The sequence below is a fragment of the Paenarthrobacter sp. NPDC090520 genome (genome assembly GCF_044769205.1).
In the GTDB taxonomy this organism is placed as follows: Bacteria; Actinomycetota; Actinomycetes; order Actinomycetales; family Micrococcaceae; genus Arthrobacter.
In genome coordinates, this window is record NZ_JBIVXM010000013.1 from 101,412 (window position 1) to 116,554 (window position 15,143).

Consider the following 15,143-nt stretch of genomic DNA (forward strand, 5'->3'; position numbering starts at 1 on the left):
CTGCGATCTGGGGCGGCAACGAGGGCGCTGACGCCTTCGTCACAGTATTTCCGGTAGCGGGATGTTCGGCCAAGGGGTGGGCACGTACTTGGTGGCAAGCGCTTTCCCGCATCCGCTCCTGCCAGTGTAGCGCGGACTCCACCCGAATGTAACGATTCAAGTTTGCCCTTGACTCCCACGTGGGGCTCGGTCTAGATTTCGTGAAACCGTTTACTTCAAACTCGGCCCATCCCGGGGCTACCCCAACAGACTGGCATTTGTGGTTGCTCTGAGCCTTCAAAACAACAACAACTGCGAGTTACCTGGGCCTGTTCTGCAACGATGGAGAAAGGGGGAGTCCCATGGCGTCAGGTGCGTTTGGCTTCCGGGCCTACACGTTCTTCGACACACTCCTGTGGATTGCCTGCCTCAATGTCCTTTGGATCGCCTTCACGCTCATGGGTGGAGTGGTCCTTGGGGTCGGGCCAAGCACGGTGGCGGCCCACATCCTGGTCCGCGACAAGGTCCGCGGCAATTCTGTGCCCTTGTTCCGTCGCTTCGCCCGGGAGTATTTCAAGAACTTCGCCAAGGGCAACGTGCTCGGCCTGCCGGTGTTGCTGGTGGCGGCAGCACTCGTCCTGAACTGGGGCTACTTCTCCGGCGGCCGGGATCTCGGTTCGCAACTTGCCTCCATTGCCGTCCTCCTGGCCATGCTGTTTGCTGCGGGTGCGGTCTGCCACCTCTTTCCGATGTATGCCCGCTACGAGTTGCCTTTGCCGCAGTACTTCCTCATGGCTTCCCGATTCACCATGCGCCACCTTGCCGGGACTGCCATCCTCCTGTTCGTGACGGCCGCAGCAGTCTTCGCCTGCCGCGCGGTACCCGGATTGCTGCCCTTCTTCGGGATCGGCGCCTGGCTGTACGTCACGGGATGGCTCTGTGACCGGTTCTTCACGGCCAACGACGATTCCGTGGCGGCTGCCGGCAGTCAAGCGCCCAGTGTGCCGGCGGACCACCCTGCGAAGGAGGCCAGCCTTGCGTGACTCCAACTCCAGGAAGAACCATGTCCTGCACCGTTCCCTCGATGTCCAGGGGCACTCCGGGATCTCGAAGGAGCCCCTCGGCGTGGGTATGAATGAAACGTATCAAAATGAGCAGGGGGACCACCTGTGGACCATCAAGAGGTTCCACGGCGGGGTCCCGACAGACCCGACGGACACCAACCCCGAAGAAGTGGAAAAGGAACATCATGAACCGTAGAAAACCAACGCTCGCAGCCGCCGTCGTTGTTTCCGCAGCGCTTGCCCTGACAGCGTGTGGCGGAGGCGAAGCGCCCGCGGCCGATCTGAAAAGTGTCAGCATCATGGCGCCGTTCCTCGAAGCCCAGCCACCGTCGGCAGATGGCGCGGTGCAGAAGAAGCTTGAGGAATTGACCGGCAAGGACGTCAACATCACGTGGACGCCCAACTCCTCCTATGAAGACAAGATGAACATCACCCTGGCGTCGTCGGAGATTCCGCAGGTGCTGGTGGTACAAAGCAAGTCGCCGGGCTTCGTGAAGAACGCCGAAGCCGGAGCGTTCTGGGACCTCACGGACAAACTCAAGGACTACCCGAACCTTAAGACCACCTTCCCGGAAGTCGAGCAGAACGCCAGCGTCAACGGCAAGGTGTACGGCGTCTTCCGGGCCCGGAACCCGATCCGTGCGGCCGTGATGTTCCGCCAGGACTGGCTGGACAAACTCGGCCTCAAGGCACCCGAAACGGTTGAAGACCTCTACAAAGTAGCCAAAGCCTTTACCGAGCAGGATCCTGACGGCAACGGCCAGAACGACACCTACGGCATCACCATCCCCAAGTGGGGCGCCTTGGGCACCAACAGCCCCTACGACATGATCGAAACGTGGTTCGGAGCGGGCAACCGTTGGACCGAACGCGACGGCAAGCTGGTCCCGAGCTTCGAAACGGACGAGTTCCTGGAAGCTGACCGCTTCATCAAGAAGATGGTGGACGAGAAGCTCATCAACCCGGACTTCGCCACCTTTGACGGCACCAAATGGAACGAGCCCTTCTTCAACGGCAAGGGCGGCATCATTGTGGATGTCGACTCCCGGGTCAGCGTGCTGATCAACCTCTTCAAGCAAGCCAACCCCAATGACTTCCAGAACAAGGTGGGCTTTGTGGGCAGCCTGAAGGGGCCCGATGGCGAACTCCATGCCCACCCGACTGACGGCTACTCCGGCTTCCTGGCCATCCCCAAGTCCAGCGTCCGCACCGAAGGCGAACTGAAGAACGTCCTGCAGTTCCTGGACAAGATGAACAGCAAGGAAGTCGCCGTGTTGCTGAACAACGGCATCGAAGGCGTCAACTTCGCCGTCGAGGGCAATCTGGCCGCGACCATCAAGCCTGAAACGCCCGAAGGCAAGGTGGTCAACACTGACATCAAGAGCTACGCGCAACTGGGTACCAACGTCACGGGCAACAACTTTTACGCCGTCAAGCAGCCTTCCGAGTACGAGCAGAAGGTGTTCGACGACCGCGTGGAGGTCATGGCCGAGGACGTCAAGAGCGCCGTTTACAACCCGGCCGCTGCGTTCGTTTCGCCCACCTACGTGGCCAAGGGTGCGCAGCTGGACAACATCGTGGCCGATGCCCGCATCAAGTTCCTCGCCGGCCAGATCGACGAGCAGGGCCTGAAGGATGCCATCAAGCTGTGGAACACCAGCGGCGGTGACAAGGTCAAGGAAGAAATCAACAAGCTCTGGCAGGACAACAAGAAGTGACAGCGCCGGTAGTTGATGCCAAAGCTCCGGAGCGGGCGGCCACGCAGCCGCCCGCCCCGGCGCGGCGGCGCGGTTTTGCTGTCCACTTTGCCCATTACAAGTGGCTCTATCTTCTCCTGCTGCCGGGGGTTCTGTACTTCGCGATCTTCCGGTACGGACCCATGTACGGGGTCTCGATCGCGTTCAAGGATTACGTTCCGTTCCTGGGCGTCAACGGCAGCCCGTGGGTGGGGTTCACCAACTTCACGGATTTCTTTGCCAATCCTGACTTCCCCAGGCTTCTGGCCAACACCCTGATCCTGGCCTTCTTGAACCTGGGCATCGCCTTCCCCCTGACCATCGTGTTGGCCCTGCTGCTCAACGAGGTCCGGCTCTCGATCCTCAAGCGCACCGTCCAGACCCTCGTGTACATTCCGCACTTCCTGTCCTGGACCATCGTGGCCTCGTTGAGCTTCCTGCTTTTCGCCTTGGACATTGGCCCGCTGTTCCAGTTCGTCAACGGCCTGTTCGGCACCAACATCGACATCCTGTCCGACCCCAACTGGTTCCGGCCGTTGATCGTGCTCCAGGAGATCTGGAAAAACACGGGCTGGGGGACCATCATCTTCCTTGCGGCGTTGGCCACCGTTGACCAGGACCAGTACGAGGCTGCGATCATCGACGGTGCCGGAAGGTTCCGCCGGGTCTGGCACATCACGCTGCCCGGAATCCGGTCCACCATCATCGTGATGCTCATCCTGGCGATCGGGCAGATGCTGAACACCGGCTTCGAGCAGATCTACCTCATGACCAACGCACTCAACCGCAGCGTGGCCGACGTCTTCGATACCTATGTGTATTTTGTGGGTATCACCCAGGGCGCGTACAGCTACAGCACCGCCGTCGGGCTTTTCAAATCCTTGGTGGGCATCGTGCTGATCTTCGGCACCAACTGGCTGTCCAAGCGGTTCAACCAGAGCGGACTGTTCTAATGAAGATTCACAACACCCGCGGCGGCCGGGTCTTCGACGCTGCCAACTATGTGTTCCTGTCACTGATCGGGATCATCACCCTGCTGCCGTTCGTGTATGTCATGGCAGGCTCGTTTGCCACGGAAGCGGAGATCACGCGACGGGCCTTCTTCGTCTGGCCTGAGCAATTCACCTTGGGCTCCTACGAGTACATCTTTTCCACGCCCGCGTTCACCAAGGCCCTGCTCACTACCGTGCTGGTGACACTGGTGGGCACGCTGATCCAATTGCTGCTCACGGTGACCATGGCATACCCCTTGGCCAAGCGCGGGCTGCGGGGCCGGAAGCTCATTCTTTCCCTGGTGGTTTTCGCCATGGTGTTCTCCGGCGGCATGATCCCCACCTTCCTGCTGGTGAAGGACCTGGGCCTGCTGAACACGTACTGGGCGTTGATCCTTCCGGCCGCGATCAACCCCTTCAGCCTGATCATCATCAAGAACTTCTTCCAGGAGCTCCCGGCGGAGCTGGAGGAATCGGCCAAGATGGACGGCGCAACGGAGATCGGCATTCTCTGGCGCATCCTCCTGCCGCTGTCGAAGCCCGTGCTGGCAACCTTCGCGCTGTTCTACGCCGTGGGCATCTGGAACGACTTCATGTCACCGCTGCTCTACCTCAGCGACAACAACATGTGGACGCTGCAGATGTACCTCCGCCAAGTCACCGCGGCCTCGGACCTGCTGGGTACGGGCAACGTGGATCCCACGTACATCCCGCCCGAACAAGGCGTGAAGTTCGCGGTGATCGTCGTGGCTACCTTGCCCATTCTGATCTTCTATCCCTTCCTCCAGAAGCACTTCGCCAAGGGCATGCTGATCGGCTCGGTCAAGGGCTAAGACTCAACCAAAGGACACCATGAAGATCCTCCTCGCAGGCGACTCCACTGTTGCCGCGTGCCCCAGCTTCGAGTATCCGATGAGCGGCTGGGGTGCCCACCTCGCGCCCGAAACGTACTGGTGGGCGGCCGTTCACAATTACGCCAAGGGCGGCGCCACCACCGAATCGTTCCGGGAAGAAGGCCTGTGGCACCAACTGCTGCACCAGGCCGTCCAAGGCGACCTGGTACTGATCCAGTTTGGGCACAACGACCAGAAGCGTGACCACCTTGCGGCCCGTACCGGCTACGCGGAGAATCCCCGGCGCATGGTTGCCGAAGTGCGCTCGAAGGGTGGGATCCCGATTCTGTGTACATCGGTGGAACGCCGGCACTTTGAGTTGGGCGTCTTGCAAGAGACGCTCGGTGAGTTTCCCGCCGTCGTGCGTGAACTCGGCGGCGAGTTCGGGCTTGAGGTGATCGACCTCAACACCTGGACCCGCGCCCTGTACCAGGAACTCGGGGAGGAGGGCTCCAAGGAGCTGTTCTTCCATTTCGCGCCGGGTGAGCACGCCCACTGGGCCGGCGGGCTGGAGGACAACACCCACTTCCATGAGAAGGGCGCCCGCATGATCGCGGCCCACGTGGCCGGGCAGTTGGAGTCGCTTGGCTATGGTTTGGCTTCTTCGGTCCGGGCGGGGGCTTCGGCTTGAACGTGGTGTACCGGAACCCTTTGCGGGGGCCCGACGATGTGTCGGACTGGGTGGCCGAAGGTCCGGTGACGGCGGGAACGTACGACGCCGGCGGGCTGGGGGCGGCTTCGGCGGTGGCCGGCGGTGCCGCTGAAGCAGAGGGCGGCGGCGTTGCAGCAGGGGGCAGCGCCTTGCTGCTCTCCGGTTCGGTGGATGCGGACGAATTCGGCGACCACGCCCATTGGACGCTGTGGTGCCCGGAGGAACTGCCGGACCACGTTCGAATCAGTTGGGAGTTCCGACCCGTCGAGGAGCCAGGCCTGGCCATGGTGTTTTTCTCTGCCCGGGGCCATGGTGGCGAGGACCTGTTCTCTCCGCGGTTGTCGCCGCGAACCGGGTACTACCCGCAGTACCACTCCGGCGACATGGATGCGCTCCACGTCTCCTACTTCCGCCATAAGTACGCCTCTGAACGGGCCTTCCGGACCTGTAACCTGCGCAAGAGTGCCGGTTTCGACCTTGTGGCACAGGGGGCCGACCCTCTCCCGCCGGCCGAGGACGCCAGTGGCTTCTACCGCATGGAGGTCATCAAAGATGGAGCCCGCGTGGCCTTCTCCATCAACGGACTTCCATTGTTCGATTGGGTGGATCCCGCTGAGGCACCGCTTGGCGGCGGATACTTTGGCATCAGGCAGATGGCGCCGCTCGTGGCGGCCTACCGAAACCTGGTTGTTGAAGCACTGTGACAGGCACCACCCTGCCATGACGTAGGATGTCCTCACCTCCGTAATTCCCACTCCTCACCCTGGAACGGACCATGCCACTCTTCGACCTTCCCCTTGAACAGCTCCGCGACTACACGTCAGGCGCCGTGCCGCCAGCCGACCTGGACACCTTCTGGGACCGGACCATCGCTGAGGCCCGGCTGTTTCCGTTGGACGCCGTCTTCGAGCCCGTGGACAACTACCTCAGCGTCATCGACACCTTCGACGTCACGTTCTCCGGCTTCGGCGGAAACCGGATCAAGGGCTGGTTGCACGTCCCGGCGCACCGCGATGCCGGGGAACGCCTTCCCGTGGTGGTCGAATACATCGGCTACTCCGGCGGCCGCGGGCTGGTCAACCAGAACACCCGCTGGGCCCAGGCCGGGTATGCGCACTTCATCATGGACACCCGGGGCCAGGGTTACGGTGGCGTTTCCGGGGACACTCCGGACCCGCACCCCTCTGCCGGTGGGGTGAACTACGCCGGCCTCATGACCCGCGGCTCCGGCCATCAGGACGAGTACTATTTCCGGCGCGTCTACACCGACGCCTTCCGGGCGGTCGAAGCGGCTCAGCAGCATCCCGCCGTCGACCCTTCCAAGGTTGTCCTGGCGGGCGTCAGCCAGGGCGGCGGCATCACGGTCGCCACTGCGGGACTCACGGCGGGAAGGCTCGACGGCGTCATCGCCGCGCTGCCGGATGTCCCCTTCCTGCAGGACTTTCCACGGGCGATCGATATTGCGCCGCGGGGCCCGTACCCGGAGATTGCCTCGTTCCTTGGGCGGCACCGCGACCGCTACGAGTCCACCTTGGCGGTGCTGAACTACTTCGATGGGGTCCACTTGGGCCGTGCTGCCTCGGTACCGGCGCTGTTCTCCGCCGCCCAGATGGACGACATCTGCCCGCCGTCCACGGTGTTCGCGAGCTACAACGCCTACGGTGTGGCAGGCGGGTCGCCTGAGAAGGACGTAGAGGTATACCGCTTCAACAACCACGAGGGCGGGCAGGAACACCACTGGATCAAGCAATTGCAGTTCCTGCGCAAACTCTTGTCATCATGACGGACGCGATTTGCCGGGTGTGATCCCGCGCGGTTATGGTGTGGCTATGACTAAGCGTTGGTATGCGTATTTTTCGTTGGCTCTGGAGGGGCCCGCGTCTAACTGACACGCATCCAACTTTCCTTCAGAGCCAACAGGGCAGAGATCATTCTCTGCCCTTCGCCATATCCGGCGGGTTCTGAAAAGGGGCCCGCTCCGCATCCCGGACAGGACCCAGAAAATGACCAGCATCGCCCCGGAATCTTTGACCTCGAACAGTTCGCAGCCTGCGACGTCCAACCTTCGCGTCGCCCGTTTCGAGCCGCTTCCGGCACCCCAGGACCTCATCGCCGAGTTGCCGCTGGACGCCCGCTCAGCTGCCGTCGTCGACCGTGGCCGTGACGAAGTCCGGGCCATTATGGACGGCGTGGATGACCGGCTCCTGGTCATTGTTGGCCCATGCTCCATCCACGATCCCAAGGCGGGCCTCGAATACGCCCGCCGCTTGGTGAGCCAGGCCGAGAAGCACAAGGAAGACCTGCTGATCGTCATGCGGACGTACTTCGAGAAGCCGCGCACCACGGTTGGCTGGAAGGGCCTCATCAACGATCCACACCTGGACGGCAGCCACGATATTGCCGCCGGCCTGCGTGCGGCCCGGGGCTTCCTGAAGCAGGTCACGTCCTTGGGCTTGCCCACTGCCACCGAATTCCTTGAGCCGATCAGCCCGCAGTACATGGCCGACCTCGTCTCGTGGGGTGCCATCGGCGCCCGCACCACCGAGAGCCAGATCCACCGTCAGCTCGCCTCTGGCCTGTCCATGCCCATCGGTTTCAAGAACGGCACCGACGGCGACCTCCAGGTGGCCATCGACGCGTGTGGGGCCTCCGCTGCCGAGCAAGCCTTCCTGGGAATCGACGACGACGGCCGGGCAGCTTTGGTGGCGACGGCCGGAAATCCTGATACCCACGTGATCCTGCGGGGCGGGCGCAAGGGGCCGAACTACTCCGAGGCCGACGTCGCAGCAGCTTCGTCCAAGCTGGCGGGCAAGGGACTCAACCCGCGGTTGATCGTCGATGCCAGCCACGCCAACAGCGGCAAGAGCCATCACCGGCAGGCCGAGGTCGCCCTGGAAATCGGCGCGCAGCTTGAGGCCGGTGCCTCTTCCCCCATTGCCGGGGTGATGCTGGAGAGCTTCCTCGTGGGTGGCGCGCAGAACCTTGACGTCGCCAAGCAGTTGGCGGGGGAGCAGGAACTTGTCTACGGCCAAAGCGTCACGGATGCCTGCATGGAATGGGACGTTACGGCTTCCGTGCTGGAGCAGCTCGCAGCCTCGGCCAGGAAGCGTCGCCTGGCAACCGCGGAGTAGGTTCCCACTTAGGCACAAGCTCTTTCACATTGGCCCCATCAGCCTCTAGAGTATCTAGCACATGGTTGTTTGATGGCTCAGCATCGGCACACCGTTCTACTGGGGGTGTCCTACTGTCTGAGAGCAAAGGAATATGGGAAATGTCCGCAGAGACTAACTTCTCGAACGCGCGTTTCATGACGGTGGCTGAAGTAGCCGACGTCTTGCGTGTTTCCAAAATGACTGTGTATCGACTGGTTCACTCAGGGGAAATGCCCGCCGTCAGGTTCGGCCGATCCTTCCGGGTTCCGGAAGAGGCCGTTGCCCAGTACCTCAAAGGTGCTGTTGTGGACGGGCAATCGGAGACGGCCTGAGCCCTTGCCAAAGTCCGTGTGACGGTCAGTGGTCATTGGGTGCCCCTGTGAAGCGGTACCCTGTTAAGGAACGTTTTACGTCATTGTAAGAATCTGTCAGTTGTACTGTCTGCTGCTTTGTCCGCGGATCCGTTCCAACAGACAGGACCTTCATCTAGTTTGTAAGGAACTTTCGTGGGTTCAGTTATCAAGAAGCGCCGCAAGCGTATGGCCAAGAAGAAGCACCGCAAGCTGCTTCGCAAGACCCGCCACCAGCGCCGCAATAAGAAGTAGAGATACTTCATCAAGCGTGAATGCCCGTTGCCTGCCAAGGCGGCGGGCATTTTTGCACCCCCGGACCCTCTCTCACCGAATCCCCCCAAATTCCAAACCGTCTCTCACCGTTGGTGCCTTTTTCGGCAGCCCTCTCTCACCGAATGCCCGTTTGGTGCGGACGCTCTCTCACCGAACCGCCCGTTTGCGGGGACGCTCTCTCACGGGACCGCCGGTTTGGGGGGACGCTCTCTCACGGGACCGCCGGTTTGGGGGGACGCTCTCTCACGGGACCGCCGGTTTGTGGGGACGCTCTCTCACCGTCCCGACGCGAAACCGGATTCGACCGACGGATCCGTCCATCCGGTTCGGAGTGCCTTCTTGATTTCGACTATTGCCTTGTTGAAGCCGTCCGACAGACAGTCCTTCCCGAAGACAAGGACTGTCCACCCCGCCGCTTCGAAGGCCCTATCCCGACGTCGATCACTAAAGATCTGCTCCTCCGAAAGGTGATGTCCGCCGTCATATTGAATGGCCACGCGCCGCTCCCGAAATCCAAGGTCCGCAGACGGCGAGAATGGATCGTTCGGGCGAAGTCGCACCTGCAAGTCCGGCTCCGCGACGCCCGCGTCGAGCATTGCCAGTCGTAGCAGGGACTCGGGAACGGAGTCGGCTCCGACGCGCATCAGATCCAGGGCTTCACGGGCGCGCACCACTCCTTGAAGATTCCTGTGCCGTGCTATCAGCGCGCGAAGGTCACTGATTGATGCATATGGGGTGTCCCGGCCTTCAAACTCAGGCCGGGGAACGCGAATGAGCTGATCTCCGACGCAAACGAGTTCCCTCAAGGGCAATTGGCGTGCCAAGTCCAGCCAGGTTCGGGGCCGCGTGCTCATCCACATGCCGTGTGCGAACTCGATTTCAGAGTCGACGATAACCACCGTATGTCCGATGACACCCCGTCGACGAACAGAAGGCAGTTTCCGGGGCTTGCTGAGGTGTAACTCGTTCGAATCGGCCAGCCACGGCGGCAAGTAAAGGCCTTGGAGCCGCGCCGCTGTTACATGCGAAATCCAGGCGCCCGGACTTGCGGCCGAAAGGGACCGGGCCGCGGAGGCTAAATCGAATTCCCAGTCCGAAGGCCTGAAGATTCCCTGACTGACCCCCTCGATCGAACTCCGCTTCCAAAGCTGCCGCTTCCCTACGCCGAACGCCTCGGCTTGGTTGAGGGTAAATGGCGCAGAAGCCAGTGCTTGCGGAAACGTCGAGGGTTTTTGCATACGGGCATTCTTGCCCAGAAGGCCCCCCTGTCTACAGAAGTTATCCACAGGCCGTCGGGCGTTGGCCTCCCGTGGTGAGAGAGGGTCGGGTGGGAAGGGTGGTTTGGTGAGAGAGGGTCGGGCGGGAAGGGTGGTTTGGTGAGAGAGGGTCAGGCGGGAAAGGTGGTTTGGTGAGAGAGGGTTGGGTGGGGAGGGGGTGTTTGGTGAGAGAGGGTTGGGTGGGGAGGGGTGGTTTGGTGAGAGAGGGTCGAGTGGGGTGGGGGTGTTTGGTGAGAGAGGGTTGGCTAGCGGGGGCTGCGGAAGCGGCTGAATCCGCGCCACAGGCCGTAGATGGCGCCGCCCACGGTTGCCGCCTTCAGCCCGAGGGTGGCTGCGCGGCGGCCCGAACGGAAGTCGTACACCGGCCAGTTGTGCTCGCGGGCGTGCCGGCGCAGCCGGGCATCCGGGTTGATGACCACGGGGTGGCCAACCAACGTGAGCAAAGGAATGTCGTTGGCGGAGTCGCTGTAAGCCCAGCAATGGTCCAGGTCCAGGCCCTCGCGGTCCGCAACGAGCTGGACAGCCACAGCCTTCGCCGGACCGTGCAGGATGTCGCCCACGAGCCTGCCCGTGTAGGTGCCGTTCTCAATCTCGCCGACGGTTCCCAGCGCGCCAGTTAAACCAAGCCGCGTGGAAATGACGGTAGCCACCTCGATGGGAGTGGCTGTGACGAGCCAGACTTTGCGGCCAACCCGCAGGTGCTGTTCGGCCAATGCCTTGGTACCCGGCCAGATCCGCGACTCGATCATCTCGTCATAGACCTCTTCGCCCAGGGCCTTGATGTCGTCGACCGAAATGCCTGCAGCCAAGGTCAGCGCGGAGTCACGGACGGCATGGACGTCTTCCATGTTCTCGCCACGCATCACGAACTTGAACTGCTTCCACGCGAAGCCGGCAGCCTGGGACAGCGTGAAGGCCTTGCGCTCGTACATTTTGCGGGCCACATGGAAGAGGCTGGCGCCCTTCATCAGGGTGTTGTCGACGTCGAAGAAAGCAGCCTCGCCGGTGTGCTGCGGCACCTTGGCATCTGCGAGCACAGCGGCGTCCTTCTCGTCGGGCATGCCTTGAGTCTAGTCAATTGCAGCTGCCTCGCGCTTCGCGCCATGGTCGGACGCCGCATGGGCGCTGCCGCCGCAGCCGGTAACGTTGAGTCATGCCTATTCCCGACGTCGTCCTCCTCACCAAAGCTGACTGCCACCTGTGCACCGCGGCGCGTGCCGCCGTCGAACGCGTCACCTCAGGCTTGGGCGTGCAGTGGAGCGAAACATCGATCGACGGTGACGCGACCCTCCGTGACCGGTACGCCGAGGAGATTCCGGTGCTGTTGGTGGACGGCGTACAGCGCGACTTCTGGACCATCGATGAGCAGCGACTCACCCGTCTTTTGAAGAAAGCGCTGGAGGGCTAAGGGGCGCCGCTCACGGAAGGAAATGGCTTTTTGTTGAGCCCGGTCAGGGGCCATAGAGTGGAACAACAAGCGACGCAATGGAGAATACCGTGACTGCGCTGGAACCGTCACCGGAGGCAACAACCGGGGACAACGAACCTGCCGCCAAGCAGATCCCGCCCGCGGCTGTGGCCCGGATGACCCTCTATTTGCGTGCGCTCAACTCCCTCCTTGCCGAAGGCGTGGAACGCGTTTCTTCGGATGCACTGGCGGAGGCCTCCGGCGTCAGTTCATCGACGCTGCGGAAGGACCTTTCCTACGTCGGTTCGTACGGAACCCGCGGAGTAGGGTACGAGGTCCAGTACTTGAGCCGGCACATCGCCGCTGCCCTCGGACTGACACACGACTGGAAAGTGGCAATCGTCGGTGCCGGTAACCTGGGCAAGGCGCTGGCCCGGTACGGTGGCTTCGAATCCCGGGGCTTCGACGTGGTGGCCATTTTCGATGCCGACCCCATGGTGATCGGCAACGAGGTTGGCTGGCTCAGGGTCAGCGACTCGGCAGAACTGGAGCGGGTCCTGGAGCGCACGCACACCAACATGGTGGTTCTTGCCCTCCCGGCAACGGTGGCACAGGAAGTATGTGATCGCGTGATCGGGGCCGGAATCCGCAGCATCCTCAGCTTCGCCCCGGTGCTCCTCCAGGTACCCCCGCACGTCAACCTTCGCAAGGTGGACATGGCCACGGAACTCCAGATTCTTGCCTACCACGCACAACGGGCGCAGACACCGGGTCAGGCCGTTTAGCCTTCGCCGGGTCCGCGCCCGCTGGTCAGTTCTGCTTGGGCTCAGCGGCCGTACGGGTTGCCGAACGCCTGCTGCTTGCGGAAGTAAGGCGCCGACGCCGGCAGGTACAGCATGACGATTGCCGCGACTCCCAACAGGATCACCAGCAGCTGCAGGATGCCGTACGTTGCGCCGAACTGGAACAGGCCGGTCAGGCCAAGGACCGAGATGGCGGCGAAGACAGTACCGAGGATGCGGGCCCAGTTCTTGCCCTTGCGGACAGGGAATGCCACCAACGCATAGAGTCCGAGGGACACGATGGCACCGATCACCGCGCCAACGGTGATGGCGCCCTTCATTCCTTCAAGGGAACCTTCAGGGAACTCGGTGCCCTGGGCTGCTGCCTGCTGGACCATGGAATTGATGAACGCATCAGAACCTGTGGTTGCCAGGAGCAGCGAGCTGATGGCCGAGAGGATACCGGCGGCCACGATCATCCAGAAGGCGATGTTGACCATCTGGGGGACCGTGCTGGGACCCGGTTGCTGGCTGGGCCAGTTGGTGTCCTGGCCGTACTGCGGGACGGCCTGGCCATAGGGCGATCCGGGCTGCTGGCCGTAAGGAGAGGGCTGTTGGCCGTACTGGGGAGCCTGCTGGCCGTACTGCGGCGCGGACTGCTGCCCGTACTGGGGAGCGTTCGGAGCCTGCTGGCCGTATTGCGGCGCGGCCGGCTGGCCGTATTGCGGAGCGTTGGGTTCGGACTGTTGGCCGTACTGCGGCGCCGAAGGCTGGGACCCCTGCTGTTCCGGAGTGGAATCGCCCGGGTTTGACGGCGGGTAGGGAGGGTTGCTCATGGCATTCCTTTGCTTGGTCGACGGCTGATACTGCTGGGGTCAACAAGAACAAAGTGCCCCCACCATGGTTCTGAATCCACCGTACCCCCAGCCTCCCGGTGGTACGGAGGATCACACGCAGGAATTTCCCGCGCGTGGAGAAATCATCACGCAGGCGTACATAGCCGTACTCCTGCATGATGAAGGCCGCGGGCCTCCATTGGGAGGCCCGCGGCCTTCATCATCGCTGCTGTTAATGCACGACGGCGGTACCCGGGTTTCGCGTCAGGCGGTGCCCTTGACTGCCTTGAACCAGAGCTGCGAGTTCGGGAGCCACATGAGGACGACGGCAACGGCGCTGACCAGGAACCCGAACCAGTTGCTGCCCAGGCCAGCGCTGGGACCGCCCATGTTGATGGAACCAAAAATGGCCAGAAGCAAAGAGACTGCTGCAAGAACCGTCAGGGCCAGCCGTGCCCACTCTTTGCCTTCCTTCATCTTCATGGCCAGGACAACCTGCGCTGCTGCGACGGCAAGGCTGATGATCAGCAGGATCAGCGCGACAGCTGCCAGCCCCGGTATGAAGGCGAAGGCCGCGATGATGGCGAAGAGTCCGATCAGCCCGAACAGCAGGCCGAGCAGTCCCGAAATCACCCAGATGAAGTAGGACACCTTCAGCTCCGTGGGCAGCCCCTGGACTTTGAAGATGCCTGAGAAGCCGCCTTGGGGGAGGACGTCGTTGAAATTGCGCGGTCCGTCGGTGGGCATTTCGAAGTGGAAACCACCCTGCTGGCCCTGTCCTGGCTGGCCGGGACCCGGCTGCTGGTACTGGGGCGGCTGGTTTTGGGCGGGCTGCTGGTACTGGCCGGGCTGCTGGTACTGGCCCGGCTGCGACGGCGGCTGGTAGCCCTGGGGTGGTTGGTAGCCCTGCGGAGGCTGGTAACCCGCAGGAGGAACATTGCCGGGCTGCTGTGGCTCGGAGCCGGGCTGCTGAGGCTGTGGTGCTTCGTCTGGGTTACTCATGGCATCACTGTAGACCGCGGGTTGAGGGTTGCATAGGAAATTTGGGGCCAACTCGCAGCCAAATACCGGGTGTGTGCCGAACAATGGACGGGTGATTTCCGAGTATGCGAAACGGCGCCCCCGCACACCAAAGATGGGCGGGGGCGCCGTGGGGCCGCTTCCAGCGAAAAGGCTAGGCGGCAGCCGGTGCAATGAAGGCGAGTTCGAGGTTGATGACAACCTTGTCGCTGACCAGGACACCGCCGGCTTCCAGGACGGCGTTCCAGGTAAGGCCGAATTCCTTGCGGCTGATGGTGGTTTCACCGGAGACGCCTGCACGGGTGTTGCCGAACGGGTCCACGGCCACGCCGTTGAACTCGGTCTCGATGGCAACTTCCTTGGTGACGCCCTTGATGGTGAGATCGCCCACGAGGTCGAAGCCGTCACCGTTGGCCTTCACGTGGCGGGAGACGAACGTGATCTCCGGGAACTTCTCCACGTCGAAGAAGTCCTCGCCCTTGACGTGGCCGTCGCGGTTGACGTCGCCCGAGTCGAAGCTGGCGGTCTGGATGGAAGCGGTCACCTTGGAATCGGTCAGGGCCTCGCCAACTTCCAGCGTGGCTTCGGCTTCCTTGAACTGGCCGCGGACCTTGCTGATGCCCGCGTGGCGCACGGTAAAGGCGATCTCGCTGTGGGAGTTGTCCAGGGTCCAGGTGCCGGTGGAGACGTTGGCGGGAAGAGTCATCATGGTGTTGCTCCTAGGTA

Annotated in this window: 19 protein-coding genes; 15 read left to right on the forward strand and 4 right to left on the reverse strand. The window is 62.4% G+C overall.

Annotated elements, in window-relative coordinates:
- The first annotated feature begins 341 nt into the window (after positions 1-341).
- From ACIQTZ_RS16175 to ACIQTZ_RS16225, 11 genes are all read left to right on the forward strand, one after another.
- The gene (locus tag ACIQTZ_RS16175) at positions 342-1,022 is read left to right on the forward strand and encodes a YesL family protein (RefSeq protein WP_402982246.1); all 681 of its coding nucleotides are present in this window, start codon (positions 342-344) and stop codon (positions 1,020-1,022) included.
- On the forward strand, positions 1,015-1,239 hold the full coding sequence (locus ACIQTZ_RS16180; RefSeq protein ID WP_402982247.1) for a hypothetical protein: 225 nt from the start codon (positions 1,015-1,017) through the stop codon (positions 1,237-1,239). Before ACIQTZ_RS16175 ends, ACIQTZ_RS16180 begins: the two co-directional genes overlap by 8 nt.
- Complete coding sequence (locus ACIQTZ_RS16185) at positions 1,229-2,761, forward strand: extracellular solute-binding protein (protein WP_402982249.1); 1,533 nt, start codon at positions 1,229-1,231, stop codon at positions 2,759-2,761. Before ACIQTZ_RS16180 ends, ACIQTZ_RS16185 begins: the two co-directional genes overlap by 11 nt.
- Positions 2,758-3,732 (forward strand): ABC transporter permease, encoded by a 975-nt coding sequence (locus ACIQTZ_RS16190; RefSeq protein ID WP_400337114.1) that lies wholly within the window; start codon positions 2,758-2,760, stop codon positions 3,730-3,732. Before ACIQTZ_RS16185 ends, ACIQTZ_RS16190 begins: the two co-directional genes overlap by 4 nt.
- Complete coding sequence (locus ACIQTZ_RS16195; RefSeq protein ID WP_397325595.1) at positions 3,732-4,604, forward strand: carbohydrate ABC transporter permease; 873 nt, start codon at positions 3,732-3,734, stop codon at positions 4,602-4,604. Before ACIQTZ_RS16190 ends, ACIQTZ_RS16195 begins: the two co-directional genes overlap by 1 nt.
- A 19-nt stretch (positions 4,605-4,623) precedes the next feature.
- Entirely contained in the window at positions 4,624-5,295 is a 672-nt protein-coding gene (locus ACIQTZ_RS16200) for a rhamnogalacturonan acetylesterase (protein ID WP_402982251.1), read from the forward strand.
- Between the two features lie 2 nt (positions 5,296-5,297).
- Positions 5,298-6,020 (forward strand): DUF1961 family protein, encoded by a 723-nt coding sequence (locus tag ACIQTZ_RS16205; protein WP_402982283.1) that lies wholly within the window; start codon positions 5,298-5,300, stop codon positions 6,018-6,020.
- 71 nt (positions 6,021-6,091) lie between these two features.
- The gene (locus ACIQTZ_RS16210; RefSeq protein ID WP_400337118.1) at positions 6,092-7,099 is read left to right on the forward strand and encodes an acetylxylan esterase; all 1,008 of its coding nucleotides are present in this window, start codon (positions 6,092-6,094) and stop codon (positions 7,097-7,099) included.
- A gap of 220 nt (positions 7,100-7,319) precedes the next feature.
- Positions 7,320-8,447, forward strand: a complete 1,128-nt coding sequence (locus tag ACIQTZ_RS16215) for a 3-deoxy-7-phosphoheptulonate synthase (protein ID WP_402982253.1) — start codon at positions 7,320-7,322, stop codon at positions 8,445-8,447.
- A 140-nt stretch (positions 8,448-8,587) separates the two neighbouring features.
- Positions 8,588-8,800: a helix-turn-helix domain-containing protein gene (locus ACIQTZ_RS16220; RefSeq protein ID WP_017199160.1), complete on the forward strand. Its 213-nt coding sequence runs from the start codon at positions 8,588-8,590 to the stop codon at positions 8,798-8,800.
- Between the two features lie 174 nt (positions 8,801-8,974).
- Positions 8,975-9,073: a 30S ribosomal protein bS22 gene (locus tag ACIQTZ_RS16225; protein ID WP_003792170.1), complete on the forward strand. Its 99-nt coding sequence runs from the start codon at positions 8,975-8,977 to the stop codon at positions 9,071-9,073.
- Between the two features lie 296 nt (positions 9,074-9,369).
- Here the strand turns inward: ACIQTZ_RS16225 and ACIQTZ_RS16230 are convergent, their stop codons facing one another.
- Together ACIQTZ_RS16230 and ACIQTZ_RS16235 are read right to left on the reverse strand one after the other, a co-directional pair.
- Positions 9,370-10,332 carry an endonuclease domain-containing protein gene (locus tag ACIQTZ_RS16230; RefSeq protein WP_402948234.1) on the reverse strand — a complete coding sequence of 321 codons (963 nt, stop codon included), beginning with the start codon at positions 10,330-10,332 and terminating at the stop codon, positions 9,370-9,372.
- A 284-nt stretch (positions 10,333-10,616) separates the two neighbouring features.
- On the reverse strand, positions 10,617-11,432 hold the full coding sequence (locus tag ACIQTZ_RS16235) for an HAD family hydrolase (protein WP_402948236.1): 816 nt from the start codon (positions 11,430-11,432) through the stop codon (positions 10,617-10,619).
- Positions 11,433-11,524: 92 nt separating this feature from the next.
- Here ACIQTZ_RS16235 and ACIQTZ_RS16240 point away from each other — a divergent pair, with 92 nt between their 5' ends.
- The 4 genes from ACIQTZ_RS16240 (at position 11,525) to ACIQTZ_RS16255 (ending at position 13,373) form a co-directional block, all read left to right on the forward strand.
- Positions 11,525-11,779 (forward strand): glutaredoxin family protein, encoded by a 255-nt coding sequence (locus ACIQTZ_RS16240; protein ID WP_400337126.1) that lies wholly within the window; start codon positions 11,525-11,527, stop codon positions 11,777-11,779.
- Between the two features lie 77 nt (positions 11,780-11,856).
- A complete protein-coding gene (locus ACIQTZ_RS16245; RefSeq protein ID WP_397325588.1) occupies positions 11,857-12,564 on the forward strand; it encodes a redox-sensing transcriptional repressor Rex in 708 nt (235 codons plus the stop codon).
- A 402-nt stretch (positions 12,565-12,966) separates the two neighbouring features.
- Positions 12,967-13,140: a hypothetical protein gene (locus ACIQTZ_RS16250; RefSeq protein ID WP_402982254.1), complete on the forward strand. Its 174-nt coding sequence runs from the start codon at positions 12,967-12,969 to the stop codon at positions 13,138-13,140.
- Positions 13,141-13,175: 35 nt separating this feature from the next.
- Complete coding sequence (locus tag ACIQTZ_RS16255) at positions 13,176-13,373, forward strand: hypothetical protein (protein WP_402982256.1); 198 nt, start codon at positions 13,176-13,178, stop codon at positions 13,371-13,373.
- 288 nt (positions 13,374-13,661) lie between these two features.
- On the opposite strand, the gene ACIQTZ_RS16260 is transcribed toward ACIQTZ_RS16255, so the two are convergent.
- A complete protein-coding gene (locus tag ACIQTZ_RS16260) occupies positions 13,662-14,399 on the reverse strand; it encodes a hypothetical protein (protein ID WP_400337127.1) in 738 nt (245 codons plus the stop codon).
- 172 nt (positions 14,400-14,571) lie between these two features.
- On the reverse strand, positions 14,572-15,123 hold the full coding sequence (locus ACIQTZ_RS16265) for a YceI family protein (RefSeq protein WP_402948460.1): 552 nt from the start codon (positions 15,121-15,123) through the stop codon (positions 14,572-14,574).
- Between the last annotated feature and the right edge of the window lie 20 nt (positions 15,124-15,143).